General features: G+C 70.9%; 15 protein-coding genes. 12 read left to right on the top strand and 3 right to left on the bottom strand.

Annotated features, from left to right (window positions below; all coding sequences use genetic code 11):
• Positions 1-221: 221 nt before the first annotated feature.
• A complete protein-coding gene (locus tag ACZ69I_RS09755; RefSeq protein WP_470831289.1) occupies positions 222-950 on the top strand; it encodes a peptidoglycan recognition protein family protein in 729 nt (242 codons plus the stop codon).
• Positions 951-1,091: 141 nt separating this feature from the next.
• Here the strand turns inward: ACZ69I_RS09755 and ACZ69I_RS09750 are convergent, their stop codons facing one another.
• From ACZ69I_RS09750 to ACZ69I_RS09740, 3 genes are all read right to left on the bottom strand, one after another.
• On the bottom strand, positions 1,092-1,787 hold the full coding sequence (locus tag ACZ69I_RS09750) for a L,D-transpeptidase family protein (RefSeq protein WP_470831287.1): 696 nt from the start codon (positions 1,785-1,787) through the stop codon (positions 1,092-1,094).
• 232 nt (positions 1,788-2,019) lie between these two features.
• Positions 2,020-2,898 carry a DMT family transporter gene (locus ACZ69I_RS09745; protein WP_470831286.1) on the bottom strand — a complete coding sequence of 293 codons (879 nt, stop codon included), beginning with the start codon at positions 2,896-2,898 and terminating at the stop codon, positions 2,020-2,022.
• A gap of 9 nt (positions 2,899-2,907) precedes the next feature.
• A complete protein-coding gene (locus ACZ69I_RS09740) occupies positions 2,908-3,717 on the bottom strand; it encodes a DUF998 domain-containing protein (RefSeq protein ID WP_470831285.1) in 810 nt (269 codons plus the stop codon).
• 219 nt (positions 3,718-3,936) lie between these two features.
• Between ACZ69I_RS09740 and ACZ69I_RS09735 the strand changes: the two genes are divergently transcribed.
• The 11 genes from ACZ69I_RS09735 to ACZ69I_RS09685 all read left to right on the top strand — a co-directional run bounded on the left by ACZ69I_RS09735 (position 3,937) and on the right by ACZ69I_RS09685 (position 13,874).
• The gene (locus tag ACZ69I_RS09735; RefSeq protein ID WP_470831283.1) at positions 3,937-5,040 is read left to right on the top strand and encodes a hypothetical protein; all 1,104 of its coding nucleotides are present in this window, start codon (positions 3,937-3,939) and stop codon (positions 5,038-5,040) included.
• A gap of 94 nt (positions 5,041-5,134) precedes the next feature.
• A complete protein-coding gene (locus tag ACZ69I_RS09730) occupies positions 5,135-5,707 on the top strand; it encodes a transcriptional regulator (RefSeq protein WP_470831281.1) in 573 nt (190 codons plus the stop codon).
• Between the two features lie 218 nt (positions 5,708-5,925).
• Positions 5,926-7,008: a GNAT family N-acetyltransferase gene (locus ACZ69I_RS09725; RefSeq protein WP_470831279.1), complete on the top strand. Its 1,083-nt coding sequence runs from the start codon at positions 5,926-5,928 to the stop codon at positions 7,006-7,008.
• Between the two features lie 2 nt (positions 7,009-7,010).
• A complete protein-coding gene (locus tag ACZ69I_RS09720; RefSeq protein ID WP_470831277.1) occupies positions 7,011-8,243 on the top strand; it encodes a DegT/DnrJ/EryC1/StrS family aminotransferase in 1,233 nt (410 codons plus the stop codon).
• Between the two features lie 30 nt (positions 8,244-8,273).
• On the top strand, positions 8,274-8,870 hold the full coding sequence (locus tag ACZ69I_RS09715; RefSeq protein ID WP_470831276.1) for an SRPBCC family protein: 597 nt from the start codon (positions 8,274-8,276) through the stop codon (positions 8,868-8,870).
• Between the two features lie 463 nt (positions 8,871-9,333).
• Positions 9,334-9,954 carry a TetR/AcrR family transcriptional regulator gene (locus tag ACZ69I_RS09710; RefSeq protein ID WP_470831274.1) on the top strand — a complete coding sequence of 207 codons (621 nt, stop codon included), beginning with the start codon at positions 9,334-9,336 and terminating at the stop codon, positions 9,952-9,954.
• Between the two features lie 24 nt (positions 9,955-9,978).
• Positions 9,979-10,461 carry a diadenosine tetraphosphate hydrolase gene (locus ACZ69I_RS09705; RefSeq protein ID WP_470831273.1) on the top strand — a complete coding sequence of 161 codons (483 nt, stop codon included), beginning with the start codon at positions 9,979-9,981 and terminating at the stop codon, positions 10,459-10,461.
• 66 nt (positions 10,462-10,527) lie between these two features.
• A complete protein-coding gene (locus ACZ69I_RS09700) occupies positions 10,528-10,887 on the top strand; it encodes an ArsR/SmtB family transcription factor (protein WP_467677924.1) in 360 nt (119 codons plus the stop codon).
• 102 nt (positions 10,888-10,989) lie between these two features.
• Positions 10,990-12,360, top strand: coding sequence for an MFS transporter (locus ACZ69I_RS09695; protein WP_470831271.1), 1,371 nt, complete (start codon positions 10,990-10,992; stop codon positions 12,358-12,360).
• 9 nt (positions 12,361-12,369) lie between these two features.
• Positions 12,370-12,561 (top strand): hypothetical protein, encoded by a 192-nt coding sequence (locus ACZ69I_RS09690; RefSeq protein WP_470831270.1) that lies wholly within the window; start codon positions 12,370-12,372, stop codon positions 12,559-12,561.
• Between the two features lie 140 nt (positions 12,562-12,701).
• Positions 12,702-13,874, top strand: coding sequence for a serine hydrolase domain-containing protein (locus tag ACZ69I_RS09685; RefSeq protein ID WP_470831268.1), 1,173 nt, complete (start codon positions 12,702-12,704; stop codon positions 13,872-13,874).
• Positions 13,875-13,979: the final 105 nt, after the last annotated feature.

The raw sequence follows: 13,979 nt of genomic DNA, 5'->3' as shown, positions 1-13,979 counted from the left end.
GACCGGAGATACACGTGCCGCTACCGAGCCTGTCCACGTCCACCAATAGCCGTTTCACACCGGCCGGTCTGCCGTTCGCGCAATCTCTGTCCACTTCTTGGTCTTCACCGTGCCGGGCGACTTCGCGCAGGCCGAGGCGCTCGCGCTCCCCCTCGATGCCCCTGGCTGGTTCTGCATCACGTCATGAAAACTACTCAAACGGTAGAGGCTGCCTCCGGGGAGTGGAGGAGGAGCATGGGGCGCCCGGCAGGGTCACCGAGGAGAAAGGGTCGCGAATGTCTGGGTTACCCGACGACAGGTCGCCGAAGGCCATCGAGAGACAAAAGATCGTGTGGATCGAGCGAGGGCTTGCCAAGCCTGACGCGGAAGTGAAGAAGCGGACTCCGCGCTTCGTCACGCGAGGTGAGTGGGGAGCCGAGAAGGCAGCCCAGGAAAGCAGCGAGTTCTTCCCGCAGAACGGCGGCATCGCCATCCACCATGAAGGTGGCGGCCACAAGATGAGGGGCCATCACTCGCTGTTCGACTGGCCCAACCTTCCCGACTTCGCCGACAACTGCTACACGCAGGTACTGCAGATCCAGCACAAGCACATGCATCCGCTGCCCTGGATAGGAGGAGAGCGCTACTGGGACATCGCGTACAACTACCTGGTGTGCCACCACGGTTACACGTTCGTGGGCAGGGGCATCGGCATTCAACCCGGCGCGAACGGCACGCACTGGGCGAACGTGAACCTCTATGCCATCTGCGGCCTCATAGGCGCCGACGACGAACCGACGCCGGAGATGCTCGACGAGATCAAGACCGTCTGTGACTGGGTGCGCAACAACGACGACGCCGGTGCCAATCTGCCCGGCCGCAAGGTCGTCGGTCACAAGGACCTGATCCCCGGCAAGACCGACTGCCCCGGAAATCTCTACCCGTACGTAGAAAATGGACGCTTCGAGTGAGTCATTCCCGAGGTGTCCGATAAGGGCAGGGCGGCCTTCCTGCTGGGGGGTGCGCGAAATGGTGCGGGTCCGGCAACTGCCCCCGGCTTCGCCGCCGAAGGTAGTTGCCGGACCCGTCAGTCACAGTGCGGCTGGCGCGGATCAGGTACCGGACTTGCGGCCGTAGACGAAGACGTCGTCGCCCTTGCGCAGCATGTTCCAGTACTTCACGGCGTCCTTCTTCGTCATGTTGACGCAGCCGTGCGAGCCCGGCGGGGACCAGACGCTGACGCCGACCGAGTGGAAGGCCTGGCCGCCGTCGAAGAACTGGCTGTACGGCATCGGCACGTGGTACAGGCTCGACACGTGGTCGATGTCCCGCCAGTAGACCTTCTTCAGGCCCGTGCGCGTCTCGTGGCCGTTGCGGCCGGTGCGCACCGGCACTGGGCCGTACTTGAGGTCCTTGCCGTCCTGGATCCAACTGAGCTGGAGCGTCAGGTCGACACAGGCGATGCGTCCCTTGTCGGTCGGGCACTTGCCCGCCTTGTTGGGGTTGTCGCCGACCGCCTTCTGTTTGTTCATGAGGTTCATGACCCCCCAGGTGACGCTGCCCGCGTACCCGGCGTTCGGGGTGATCTTGTGCTTGGTCTGAAAGGCCTTGATGGCCTTGCAGTCGGCCGCCGACTGCTTGCCGTCCACCGGGCGACCGAGGAACTTCTCGACCTGCTTCTGGTACGGCCCGGTCTGCGTCGAACACGACGCGGCCTGCGCGCTTCCGGTGCCGAGCGCCATCGTGAGCGGGGCCACCAGCATGGTGATCCCCAGCGCCACGGCTCCTCGTCTGCGTATGTCCCCCACTGTCGCCTTCTCCTGTCGTCATTCGTCCGCGGGTCGGATTCATCGGAATCCACCTGCTAGACAGCGCGGACCCGGGGTCCGTTGCAGCATGAGATGACACAGGTGTGTAACAAGGGGTGGTTTGTCGGGCCGTGGTCCGGCGTTCGGGGCCCGGGGTCCGGAGTCCGTCGTTCGGCAGGTCGACAGGGCTCGATGGGGAGTTTGTCGGTTTTGCGTCGGAAGCGCTCCGGAGCTAACGGTCCTTCCGCGTGCCGAGCGGCTCGGTCGACCGCGTGGCGGAGAGCAGGACGACGCCCCAGATCACCAGGATCGCGCCCGCCACCTGCGGCGCGATCCACCAGCCGCCGCGCAGCCGGTCATGGGTGAGGGCGATTCCGAGGGCCAGGCTAGCGGCGGCCTCACCCAGGGTGAGGGCAGGTTGGGAGGCGATCAGGGGGCCGGACTCCATGGCGTTGGCAAGCAGGAACAACGCGCAGGCGCCCGCCGCCACGCACCCGTAGGTCTGCCACGTGGTGGCCAGCGCGTGGGCCCCGGAGTCGGTGAAGGTGCCGATGGCGGCGTTCATCAGCGTCGCGGTGAGGGCGTAGGCGAGCGCGGACGCCGTGCCGAACAAGGCGGCACGTGCCTTGCCCCGTGGGCGTACCAGGGCGATGGCGGTGCATCCGCCCGTACCCAGGCCCACGGCCAGAAGAGCGGCGGCCCACCCGGCACCGGAGACATCGCGCCCGCCCTCGGCAGGCGCCGCCGCGCCGAGGAGGACGGCCAGGCCTGCGGTGGTGAGGAAGCACGCGCTCCAGCCGCCCGCCGGCATCGGTGTCCGGGTGAAGAGCTGGGCGATGACCAGGGCCAAGGGCAGCTCGAGGACCAGGAGGGGCTGCACGAGCGAAAGCGGGCCGAAGGCCAGGGCCAGCGCCTGCGACGCCGCCGCCGCGACGATGACGGCGATGCCCGCCAGCCAGGCGCGATGGCGCACCAGGTACCGCACGAGGCGCGGGCTGAAGGCGTCTCCGGGCGGCACCGTGCGGGCGGCCACCCGTTGCAGGACGGTGCCGGCGGCGTTGGCGAGGGCGGTCAGCACCGCGAACACGGCGGACAGGACGGACGCGTCCACGCAGGCTCCTCACACGGCCTGGTCGGGCGGCAGGTCCGGCGGCAGCGGAGAGCCGGGGGCCGCGGACGGGCCGTTCCGTGCTCTGCGGCTCGCTCCGCCGCGCGAACCCCGACCCGTGGACGGGTGCCCGGCTGCGGCTGCGGCTGCGGCTGCGGCCCCTGGCCGCGCCGCCCACGCGCTGAACGCGAGCATCGCCAGCCACGCACCGACCAGCAGCACATGACACCGCTGGGCGACGCCGTGCCATCCGCCGTATCCGATCAGCGGCCCCACGGTGCACAAGGAGGAGACCAGGGCCGCGCCGCCGAGGGCGGGCCCCCAACGGGCGATCAGCTCGGGACATCCGCGCTGCCGCGCACGCCAGATGATCAAGGTCATGGAGGCGAAGAGGCAGAAGTGCGCCGAAGCGCTGGTGAGCGTATGGGCGGGGTGTACGGCACGGCAGCCGGGCTCCAGCGAGGGCGCGCACGTCATCGGCATCAGCACATCGGCCACCGACGAGACGCCGAGACCGGCCAGCGCCCACCATCCCGCCCGGACCATCCGGCCCCCGGTGGCCGACACGCCACCGGCAGCGGCACCGGCGACGACGAGAACGGCACAGCTCAGCTCCAGCCCACCGAACAGCCAGCGGTACGGGCTGTCTTCCGCGTACAGCTCGCTCACGTAGGAATGCCGTGCGTCGAGCCCCGCCGGGACGACGGCCTGGAGAAGCCAGGCGTTGTACAGAAGGGCGGCCAGCCCCAGCGGCACGGCCACTGTCCAAGGATGCCCGCGCGGCCCGTGCGTGCGGCGACTGTGCGTCATCGTGCTGATCATGAAGCCTTGTTAGCGGCTTTCGTTGCCTCACGGGGGAGTAGCCCGGCCCAAGTCACCCGTGCGGGGGTGCCCCCGTGAGGTTCACCGCCCGGCGCCCATCCGCTCTTCGTCCGTCCCCACCCACCTACCCGTCCGGCCTCGCTGTCGGCACCCTGTGTCATTATTCGGGCGCGTCCCAGGGGAGTGGGCCGCGATCTGCCGTTGACCAGGGGGTTGGAGATGGGTGCGGGTACGGAGCCGGACGGCTCGTCCAGGTCGGACGAGGAGTGGGAGCGGTTCCTGCGCGAGTCGGTGGCGGGCGCCGCCGACGCTCCCAAGGAACCGTCGGCGCGGGCCCGTGAGGTGTCGAAGCGCTTGCGTGCGGAGTCCGGTGGCGGTCCGGAGGGCCGGCGCACATCCGCGCCCGCGCGGCCCCAGCGGCGTACGGGTTGGTACGTGCTCGGGCTGCTGGCCTCGGTGGTGCTCCTGGTGGTGGCGCTCGCGCCGGGCCGCATAGGGGACCTGTTCGCCGACGACGACGCCGCGTCCACGCTCGGGGCGGAGACCTCCCGGCCGAGCCAGGCGCCACCGGCAGCGGCGGACCAACGACCCACCGAGGAGCAGCCGTTCCGCGGCTCACCCGCGGCGAAGTGGGCCGACGGGGCGGCGGGGATCACCGTTCCGAAGGCCAGGGCGGTCGGCTGGATGAGCGCGGCAGAGGTCGAGCGGGCTCTCACCCGCAGCCGGGACTTCCTCGTCGACGCCGACCTGGACCGCGGCGTGCTGCGGGGCGCACGCCCCAAGGCCGCGATGGCGCTGATCAATCCGCACCAGGAGGACGTCCAGGCCCTCCTGAAGACCGCCTTCCGCACCCCGAGCGAGAAGAGCGACCCGCTCCTCCTCTTCAGCCGCTTCCGGCCCGCCCGCACCCACCTGGTCGGCGACGTCGTGAAGACCCGGGGCAGGCTCACCTACCGGGAGGGCCGGCGCGGCGCACTCCAGGTCACCGCCGACGTCACCTTCGTCTACCCGGTCACTCCCGCGGACGCGAACGGCCACGGCGAGATCGTACGTACGATCGTCCGGCGCGAGCTGGTCCTGAGCTGGGACAACCCCGACAAGGTGATCACCGAGCCGGGCACGTTCTCGATCGTCTCGTACAAGTACGACATGACCAACGGCGGCTGCGGCGCCCCGACGGGCTACTTCACCCCGCCTTTCGGCACGGACCCCGACCGCCGGACGGACGAGGCCAGTACCGAAATCGACCCCTACGACCGCAGCACACCGGTCGGGCAGGGCAAGTCCCCCAAGGACGAGTGCAGGAAGGCCACGCGTTCCTAGTGCCCCGCGTGAGGCGAGGGGCGCGCTCCGGAGCACGTAACGTGCACGTGGGACGGCGACCCTGTAGAAATGCGAAGCGGAAGGAGGGCCCCTCATGCCGGAACGCAACATCGAGTTCGGCAAGTTCGGCGCGCACGGCATCAAGGGCCACGAGGCTGTCGCCCGTCGGCTCGACCAGCTCGCCGGCGGCGTCGCCACCCCCATCACCGCCCGCCGCGGCCTGATGGCCCGCCTGAACTACCTGACCCGCACCGGTCACGCCCTCAAGGCGGCGCGTGCGGCCGGGCTGACCGCCACCGCGCGCACCATCAAGGCCTGGCGCGAGGGGCGGCAGGCCCCCAGCCGCAAGAGTCTCCAGCAGATCGAGACCGCTTACCGCACCGTGCGCCGCGCCAACGTCGCCCGGCACCTGCTCGGTCGTCTCAACCGAGCCGGTCGTGGCACGCGCGTGGAGATCCACCCGCTCAATCAGTCGCAGGTGGCCCGCCCCCTCCAGCGCACCGTGGAGTACCGCACGCTCAACATCCGCCACTGGGACCGCATCGTCGGCGCCTGGGTCACCGGCGACGACGCCGAGCTCGACGCGGCCTGGGTCGACCAGATCGTGGATCTCGGCAGCCAGTGGGGGCAGTACGAGTACGTCTCCAACATCGGCTTCGCCGCCTGACGATGCGGCTTCGCCGCCTGACGATGCGGGTCGCCGCCTGACGACGCGGGTCGCCGGGTTCGTCTCGGGTGCCGCGCTCTTGACACATGCGTACGGTTTCGCGACCTTTGAGCCTCGCAGGGGATGGGGAGCGGGGGAGCGGTCAGCCATGAGTTCCGTCAGATCCGGGTCGAGAACCGTCACATCCGCCGAGGCCGCGAAAGGGCGGTCGGCCTGAGATGGACATCACCGTCCACGGGCTCGACGGACTGGACTCCTCGCTGTGCGGGGCCTGGCATCGGACGATGGAAGCCTCACCCCAGTACGCGAACCCGTTCCTGGCACCGGAGTTCGCGGCCGCAATCGCCAGGCACCGGGGGAGGGCGCAGGTGGCGGTCCTGCGCGAACGGGGCGAGCCCCTCGGCTTCTTCCCCTACGAACGCAACGCCTTCGGGGTCGGCCGGGCCATCGGTCTCGGTCTCTCCGACCGCCAGGCCCTCGTGCACCGCCCCGGAGTCACCTGGGACACCCAGGAACTGCTGCGGGCCTGCGGTCTCTCCGTCTTCGAGTTCGACCATCTCGCCGAGGAGCAGAAGCCGTTCGGCGGCTGCGTGACGGGGACGTTCGCCTCCCCCGTCCTCGACCTGAAGGCCGGGGAGGAGAGCTACGCGGAGTGGCTGCGCGGTGCCTACCCGGGCCTGGCCAGGACGACGCTGAAGAAGGAGCGCCGGCTGAGCCGCGACATGGGCGAGATGCGGTTCGTCTACGACGAGCGCGACCCGAAGGTGCTGCGCACGCTCATGCGCTGGAAGTCGGCGCAGTACCGCAGGACGGGCCGCATGGACCGGTTCGCGCGAGCGTGGATCGTCGACCTGGTGGACGACCTGTTCCAGGTCCGCGAGGAGCACTTCACCGGAGTGCTGTCCGTCGTCTACGCGGGTGACCGGCCGGTGGCCGCGCACTTCGGGCCGACGTCCAGCACGGTGTTCGCCGCCTGGTTCACCGCGTACGACCCCGAACTCGGCTACTACTCACCCGGGCTGATGATGCATCTGCGGATGGCCGAGTCCGCGGCCAGGGACGGCGTGCGGCTCATGGACATGGGCCGTGGCGACAAGGAGTACAAGGACTGGCTCAAGACGCGCGAGCTGCGCGTGGGTGAGGGGTTCGCGACGCGCCCGCACCCCGTGGCGGCGGCCCACCGGCTGTGGCGCAGACCGGTGCGCGGGCTGCGCAACACGGTCCTCGCCCACCCCGGGCTGCGGGAGCCCGCCGACCGGCTGCTCAGGACCGTCGGGACACTCCGTACCCGGAAGGGGTGAGGATGCCGTACGGATCACGGCTCTCCACGGTGATGACGCGGCGACTGGGTCGCGCGTGCCTCTACACGCCCTCGGCGCGGCTGGCGCTGTATCTGGCGCTGCGGCACTGGTGCAGACCCGGCGCGCGCGTGCTGATGTCGCCGGTGAACGACGACGTGATCCTCTTCGTGGTCCTCGCGGCCGGGCTGCGCCCGGTGCAGGCCCCGGTCTCCGTATGGGACGGCAACATCGACCCGGCCGCCGTGCCGGCGGAGACGTGGCGGAACGTGGACGCCGTCCTGACCACGAACCTGTACGGAATGCCGGACCGTGTCGTCGAACTGCGCCGCCGCTGCGACCAGTTGGGGATCCCGCTCTTCGAGGACGCCGCCCACGCGATCGGCACCCACGTCGACGGCCGGCCGGTCGGGACCTTCGGGCGGGCCGCGGCGTTCAGCCTGTCCAAGCACGTGGCGGCGGCAGCGGGCGGATTCCTCGCCGTCGAGGACGTACGCACCCGCCACGAACTGGAAGAGCTGCGCGACGAACTCCTGACGCCGCGCGGTCTCCGCAACGACCTGGCCACCACGCTGCGCCCCCTGGCACGTTCGGCCGTACGCGGCCTCCATCTCGTGCGCCCCGTATGGCGAACGCTCCAGCGCCTCGGAATGCTGGAGCGCGACGACTTCCGCATGGACCTGCACGTGCCCCGCCTCGCGCGCTGTGCGGCCCGGGCGCCGAGCCTCACCGCGTACGAACCGTGGATACGCGTCGACCTGCACGGCTTCCGGTCCCGCCACGGGGCTCTGGTCCGCGTCCAGTTGGCGCTGCGGGCGGCCCGGCTGGAGCAGGACCTCACCCGGCGCATGGCCGGCACCGCGCTCCTGTCGGGCACCGGCTGGGCCTCCCCGGCGGTGCTCCGTGACCGCCCGCCGGGCGGCGGCCCGCCGCCTCTGTTCCGGGTGCCGCTCCTCGTCCAGGACCGGAACGCCTTGGTGGACCGTCTGGTGCGGCACGGTGTCGTCGCCGGGTACCTCTACGATCCGCCCCTCGACGACTACGCGGGCGCGGAGTTCGTCGAGCCGTCCCCCGATCCGAGAGCCGCCCGCTGGTTCGCCGCGCACGTGCTGCCTGCCGACCCGCTCCTGGCGCGCAGGATCACGAGAGCGCTGACGAAGGAACGGGCGGCACCGGCACGCCCACCGCTCGCGTCCCTCGACGGTCGAGCGCTTCCCGTCCGAGCTACTGACGGGTAGGGTCAAGGGCCGAGGAACGGAGCATTCCCCATGACCCGCACGTTCACCGTGTCCCGCAGCATCGTGGTCCAGGCGCCGCCGTCGGCGGTGTACGAGCAGGTCAGCCGACCCGCGCAGATGGGCCGCTGGAGCCCGGAGAACCTCGGCGCGACCGTGCCGGGGGCGGACGAACCGGCCCGGGTGGGCCTCGTCTTCGACGGCCACAACAAACGCGGAGCGTTCCGCTGGACCACCCGCTGTACGGTGACCGCCGCGGACCCGGGCAGGCGCTTCGCCTTCCGCGTGCACGCGATCGGCCTGAAGCGCCCGCGCCTGCGCGCCCCCATCGCCACGTGGGAGTACCGCTTCGAGGAGGAGCACACGGACGGTGTGCCGGGCGGAGTGGCGACGCGGGTGACCGAGACCTGGACGGACGACCGCCGCACCTGGCCGGATTCCGTGGCGGCCGCCTTCGACCGGATCGCCACGAGAGGGCAGCCCTTCGCGGTGTTCCAGGTGGGGAACATCGACAGGACGCTGAGCAACTTGAAGCGGGAACTGGAAGCGGCGGCAACCGTCTCGACGTCGCCGAATACCGGGGCCCGACAGCACACGGCACAGACTCCGAGCGCGCGACCGGGGGAGTGAGGGCCGGGGCTGACCTGCAGGGGTGACCGTCGACTTGGCCCTGCTGCCGCGTGTCGCCTTTCGCGGACGCGGAGACTGCGGCACGCCGCATTCAGCGCGGTTGCACGCCGGTTTCACGCCGGTTTCAGTGCCGAGGAGTGGCGGCCCGTACGTCGGAGGCGGCCGGGCACATCCGGCGGGTGGGGCCGCTCACCTGGTGGGAGGGGTGCGCCAGGGAGCCCGAGGCCCCACCCGTCGGGCGGTTCCCGGTGGTGGGCGAGCGGCCGGTTGCTCCCGCGGCGGCCGCTCTGCCGGTTGGTGCGTACACCGGGACCCTGGGGTGGTGGTTGGGGTGCGAAATCCGCTGATCAACGATCGGTGGAGCCACTGATCGGCTGGGACAGAAAGACCGGTCTGTCTCGTGAGCCGGTGCTTAGACCATGGCAGCGGGCGGCGGCTCTGTCCAGGGCTATTCTGGACGGTGATGGACAGCGGCCCTCCGGCAGAGACGTACCAACTGACGCCTCGCGAACGGATATTGAGAACCGCGTACGAGCTCTTCTCGCGACGCGGCATCCGTGATGTAGGCATCGAGGAGGTCGTGGCACGTTCGGGCGTCGCCAAGGCGACGCTCTACCGGCACTTTCCGTCGAAGGACGCGCTCGTGCTGGAGTTCCTCGCCCGTCGTGAAAAGCAGTGGACCCTGGGGAAGGTCATGGCGGGCGCCCGCAGCCGTGGCGGCACGCCCGAAGAACGACTGCTGGCGATCTTCGACGTCTTCGACGAGTGGTTCCGCGGCGACGACTTCGACGCCTGCACGTTCATCAACGTCCTGCTGGAGATGGGCGGCGAGCACCCACTGGGCCGGGCGAGCATCGGCTACCTGCGGAACATCCGAGCCCTCGTGTGCGGCCTGGCGGAAGAGGCGGGGCTGTGCGACGCGGACTCGTTCGCCCGCTCCTGGCACATCCTGATGAAGGGCTCGATCATCTCGGCGGCGGAAGGGGACACCGACGCGGCGCTCCGGGCCCGCCGGATGGCCAGCATGCTGATCGCCCAACACCGCCCCGACAACCGACGGACGGATGGGTCTGAGATCTCATGACGAAGACCTCATGACGGAGACCTCATGACCGGCACCGACTGGCGCGAGGACCGCATCGGGAGTGCCCTGTCGGGCGAGAACCCCGCAGTGATGCGGCGGTTGAGGGCGGGGTTCGCCGCGCTGGGGGACGTACAGTTCCTGCCGGGGTACTCGGTCCTGCTCGTCGACGATCCGTATGTGGAGCGCCTGTCGGACCTTCCAAAGGTGAAGCGGTCGGCTTTCCTGTCCGACATGGATGTGCTCGGTGAAGCGGTCGAGCGTGCATGCCGGAGCCTGGACCCGGAGTTCCGGAGGGTGAACCTGGAGATCCTCGGCAACACCGACGGGTTCCTGCACGCGCATGTGTGGCCGCGCTTCGAGTGGGAGCCGCCCGACCTGGTCCGCAAGCCGGTCTGGCTCTATCCGCGAGAGAACTGGCAGGACGAACGGCATGCTCTGGGGTCCCGGCACGACGCTCTCCGGGCGGCGATCACCGAGGAACTCGACCGGCTGACCAGCGGCGACTGAGAGGTCTGCCCGTGTCAAGCCTCCGGCCCCCGCCCGCGGCGGCCCGCGCGGACCTACGATGAGGCCATGCCGGAGCGCGACACATCCTCACCTGCCCATCATGGGCACCAACGCAGCCCGAGCAGAGCTCAGTTGGAGACCGCGACGACGGTGTTCGCGCTGCTCGCCGATCCGACCCGCCTGCACCTGCTCTGGGTGCTCGCAGGCGGCGAGGCGGACGTGACCGGGCTGGCCGCCGCCAGTGACGCGGCGCGGCCCGCCGTCAGCCAGCATCTGGCCAAGCTGCGGCTCGCCGGTCTCGTGCAAGCCCGTAAGGACGGGCGCCGCATGGTGTATTCGATGCGCGACGGCCATCTGCGCCGCCTGGTCACCGAGGCATTGAGCCACGCGGACCATCAGGTGACCGGCGAGCCCTGGCATCCCTGAGCCGGGCGCGCCACCCTCCTTTTCAGTGATGACGTGTGCGCACCTGCGCACACGTCATCTACCGTGGAGCCGTCCGGGCTGCCGACCCAGGGGGACGCCACCATGCGTTCAGTGCTCCGCGACCGCACCTACCGCCGCCTGTTCACCGCGCAGATCGCGGCCCTCGTGGGCACGGGCCTGGCGACCGTCGCCCTGAGCCTGCTCGCGTACGACCTCGCGGGAGCGGACGCCTCCGCGGTCCTGGGCACCGCCCTGGCGATCAAGATGGTGGCCTACGTGGGACTCGCCCCGGTGATCGGCGTACTCGCCGAACGCATGCCCCGTCGGGCCCTGTTGGTGTCGATGGACATCACCCGGGCCGCCATCGCGCTCGCCCTGCCCTTCGTGAACCACGTAGGACAGATCTACGTCCTGATCTTCCTGCTGCAGGCCGCGTCGGCCGCCTTCACCCCCACCTTCCAAGCCACCGTCCCCGACATCCTGCCCGCCGAGCGTGACTACCTCCGCGCCCTGACCCTCTCGCGCCTCGCCTACGAACTGGAGAGCCTGCTCAGCCCCGTGCTCGCGGCCGCACTGCTCGCACTGATCACCTACAACTGGCTGTTCGTCGGCACCGCCCTCGGCTTCCTCGCCTCCGCGACGCTCGTCATGTCGGTCGTCCTGCCGACTCCGCTCCCGGTCGGGCGCGACGGCGCCAGCTGCGCCAGGGCGACGTTCGGCACCCGCCTGTACTGGGCCACACCCCGGCTGCGCGCCCTGCTCGCGCTCGACCTCGCAGCGGCCGCCGGTGGCTCCATGGTCATCGTCAACACGGTGGTGCTCGTCCGGGACCACCTGCGCCGCGGCGCGGGCGACGTATCGCTGGCCCTCGGCGCGTTCGGGGCCGGTTCGGTGGCGGCCGCGCTGCTCCTGCCGCGCGCCCTTGAACGGTTCGGCGACCGCCCGGTGATGCTCCCGGCCGGGTTCGTGCTCGGTGCCGTGCTCGCCGTGTCCTCCGCGGGACTGGCCTACGGCGTGGGGACCTGGGCCGGGCTGTTGCTCGCCTGGGCCCTCCTCGGCGTCGGCACCTCCATGGTGCTCACCCCCGCGGGGCGGCTGCTCCGCCGCTCGGCCGCGCCCGCCGACCTGCCGGCCGCCTTCGCCGCCCGGTTCGCCCTCACCCACAGCTGCTGGCTGCTCACCTACCCGCTCGCGGGCTGGCTGGCCACCACCGCAGGAACGAGTACGGCCGCCGCGGCGCTCGCCGGGATCGCCCTCGCCGCGGCCACCGCGGCCGCGATCCTGTGGCCGGCCCGCGATCCGGCCCGCCTCCCCCACCTCCACACCACCCTGCCCCCGGGCGACCCCCACCTCGCCGACGCCCACGCCGGGCCGCACGGCTGGCACCACGCACACGACTACGTCATCGACGCCCGCCACCCGCGCTGGCCCGCCCGGGAGCTCCGAGTCGCGGGCGGGCGCACGACGCCTTAGACCAGACGTATGAGCGACCACCAGGAACAGACCGAGCGGATCTACCGGCCCGGCGAGATCGTCCCCGAATCCGGCATCTACGAGTGCGAGTGCGGGCAGCACCACCGGTACAGCACGGATGTGCGCGGCCACCGCTTCCCGCCACCGCACCAGGGATGCGTCGGCACCGGCTGGAAGCTCGTGACCGTCGCGCACGACTGACCGCGAAGCGGCGGGCGGGCCCGTCAGGGCACACCGCTGTCGGCCGGTTGGAGCAGAGCCGCGCGCTGATTCCCGACCGGTGGGTGACGCTGGACGCCCCACCGCGCCCCGTCGACCGCCCACGCTCCGGGAGTCCTTCCGTGCCAGTCCCCGATTCCGCGCAGGTCCGCCTCCCTCTCGTCGCTCTGCTGGCCGCTGCCTGTACGGCGGCGCTGGTGTACGGCCCGGCCCGCGCCGCGGATGCCTCCGCCCACGACGACCGCTCACTGCGACGGCAGTTGCGGGAACTGACCACCGCACCCGGCGGACCGCCCGGAGCGATCGCCGTGCTCAAGAGCGGGGCCCGCACCGAGGTGTACCGGGCCGGAGTCGCCAGGACCCGAACCGACCGCCCGCCCGAGGCCACCGACCACATGCGGATCGCCAGTACGGCCAAGGCGTACAGCGGCGCGGTCGCCCTCCGGCTCGTCGACCGCGGGAAGCTGCGCCTGAACGACGGGATCGGGAAGGTGCTTCCCCGGCTGCCGCGTGCGTGGCACCGGGTCACCCTGCGCCAGCTTCTGAACCACACCAGCGGACTGCCGGACTTCAGCGCGGACCCGGAGTTCCGGGCCCTGCTGACCGAGAACCCGCGCCGTCACTTCGACTCCCGCCGTCTGCTGGACTTCGTGGCGGACAAGCCGCTGGCGTTCCGGCCGGGGTCCCGGTACACGTACTCCAACTCCGACAACATCGCCGTAGCCCTGATGGCAGAGGCGGTGACGGGCCGCCCGTACGAGGACCTGCTCGCCGAGCTCGTGTACCACCCACTGGACCTGCGCACCACCAGCCTGCCGCAGGGCTACCGGATGCCCCAGCCGTACCTGCACGGCTACGACGTCGTCCCGCCCGACCCACCGGAGGACGTCAGCGAGGTACTGAGCGCCTCGGGCGTGTGGGCGTCGGGCGGGATCATCTCGACGCCGAAGGACATGACGGCCTTCGTCCGCGGCTACGCGGGCGGAAGGCTGATCTCCGACCGGACGCGGCGCCAGCAGCTGACCTGGGTGAACGGCGCATCCGAGCCCGCGGGCCCCGGCAAGAACAAGGCAGGCCTGGCCCTCTTCCGGTACACCACCCGCTGCGGCGTGGTGTACGGCCACACGGGCAACTTCCCCGGCTACACCCAGCTGATCGCGGCCACGCCGGACGGCAAACGGTCACTGACCGTCTCCCTCACCACCCAGGTCAACAAGACGAACAAGCCGGAACTGCTGGAGCGGCTGCGGACGGTGGAGGAGAACTTCGTCTGCGCGCTGCTGCGCGAGCGGTAGGCAGCTCCCGTCCCGGTCGGCCCTGGGCACCGGGCGAGCCGGGCGAGGAGACGGCCGCCGCCCCCGGGCCTGGCGCCGGTCCGCCGGACTCCGGTACCAGGAAGC

This window comes from Streptomyces sp. NPDC036815, from assembly GCF_055609205.1.
The sequence above is the reverse complement of the archived record's forward strand: the minus strand, read 5'-3'. Positions and strand labels throughout refer to the sequence as shown.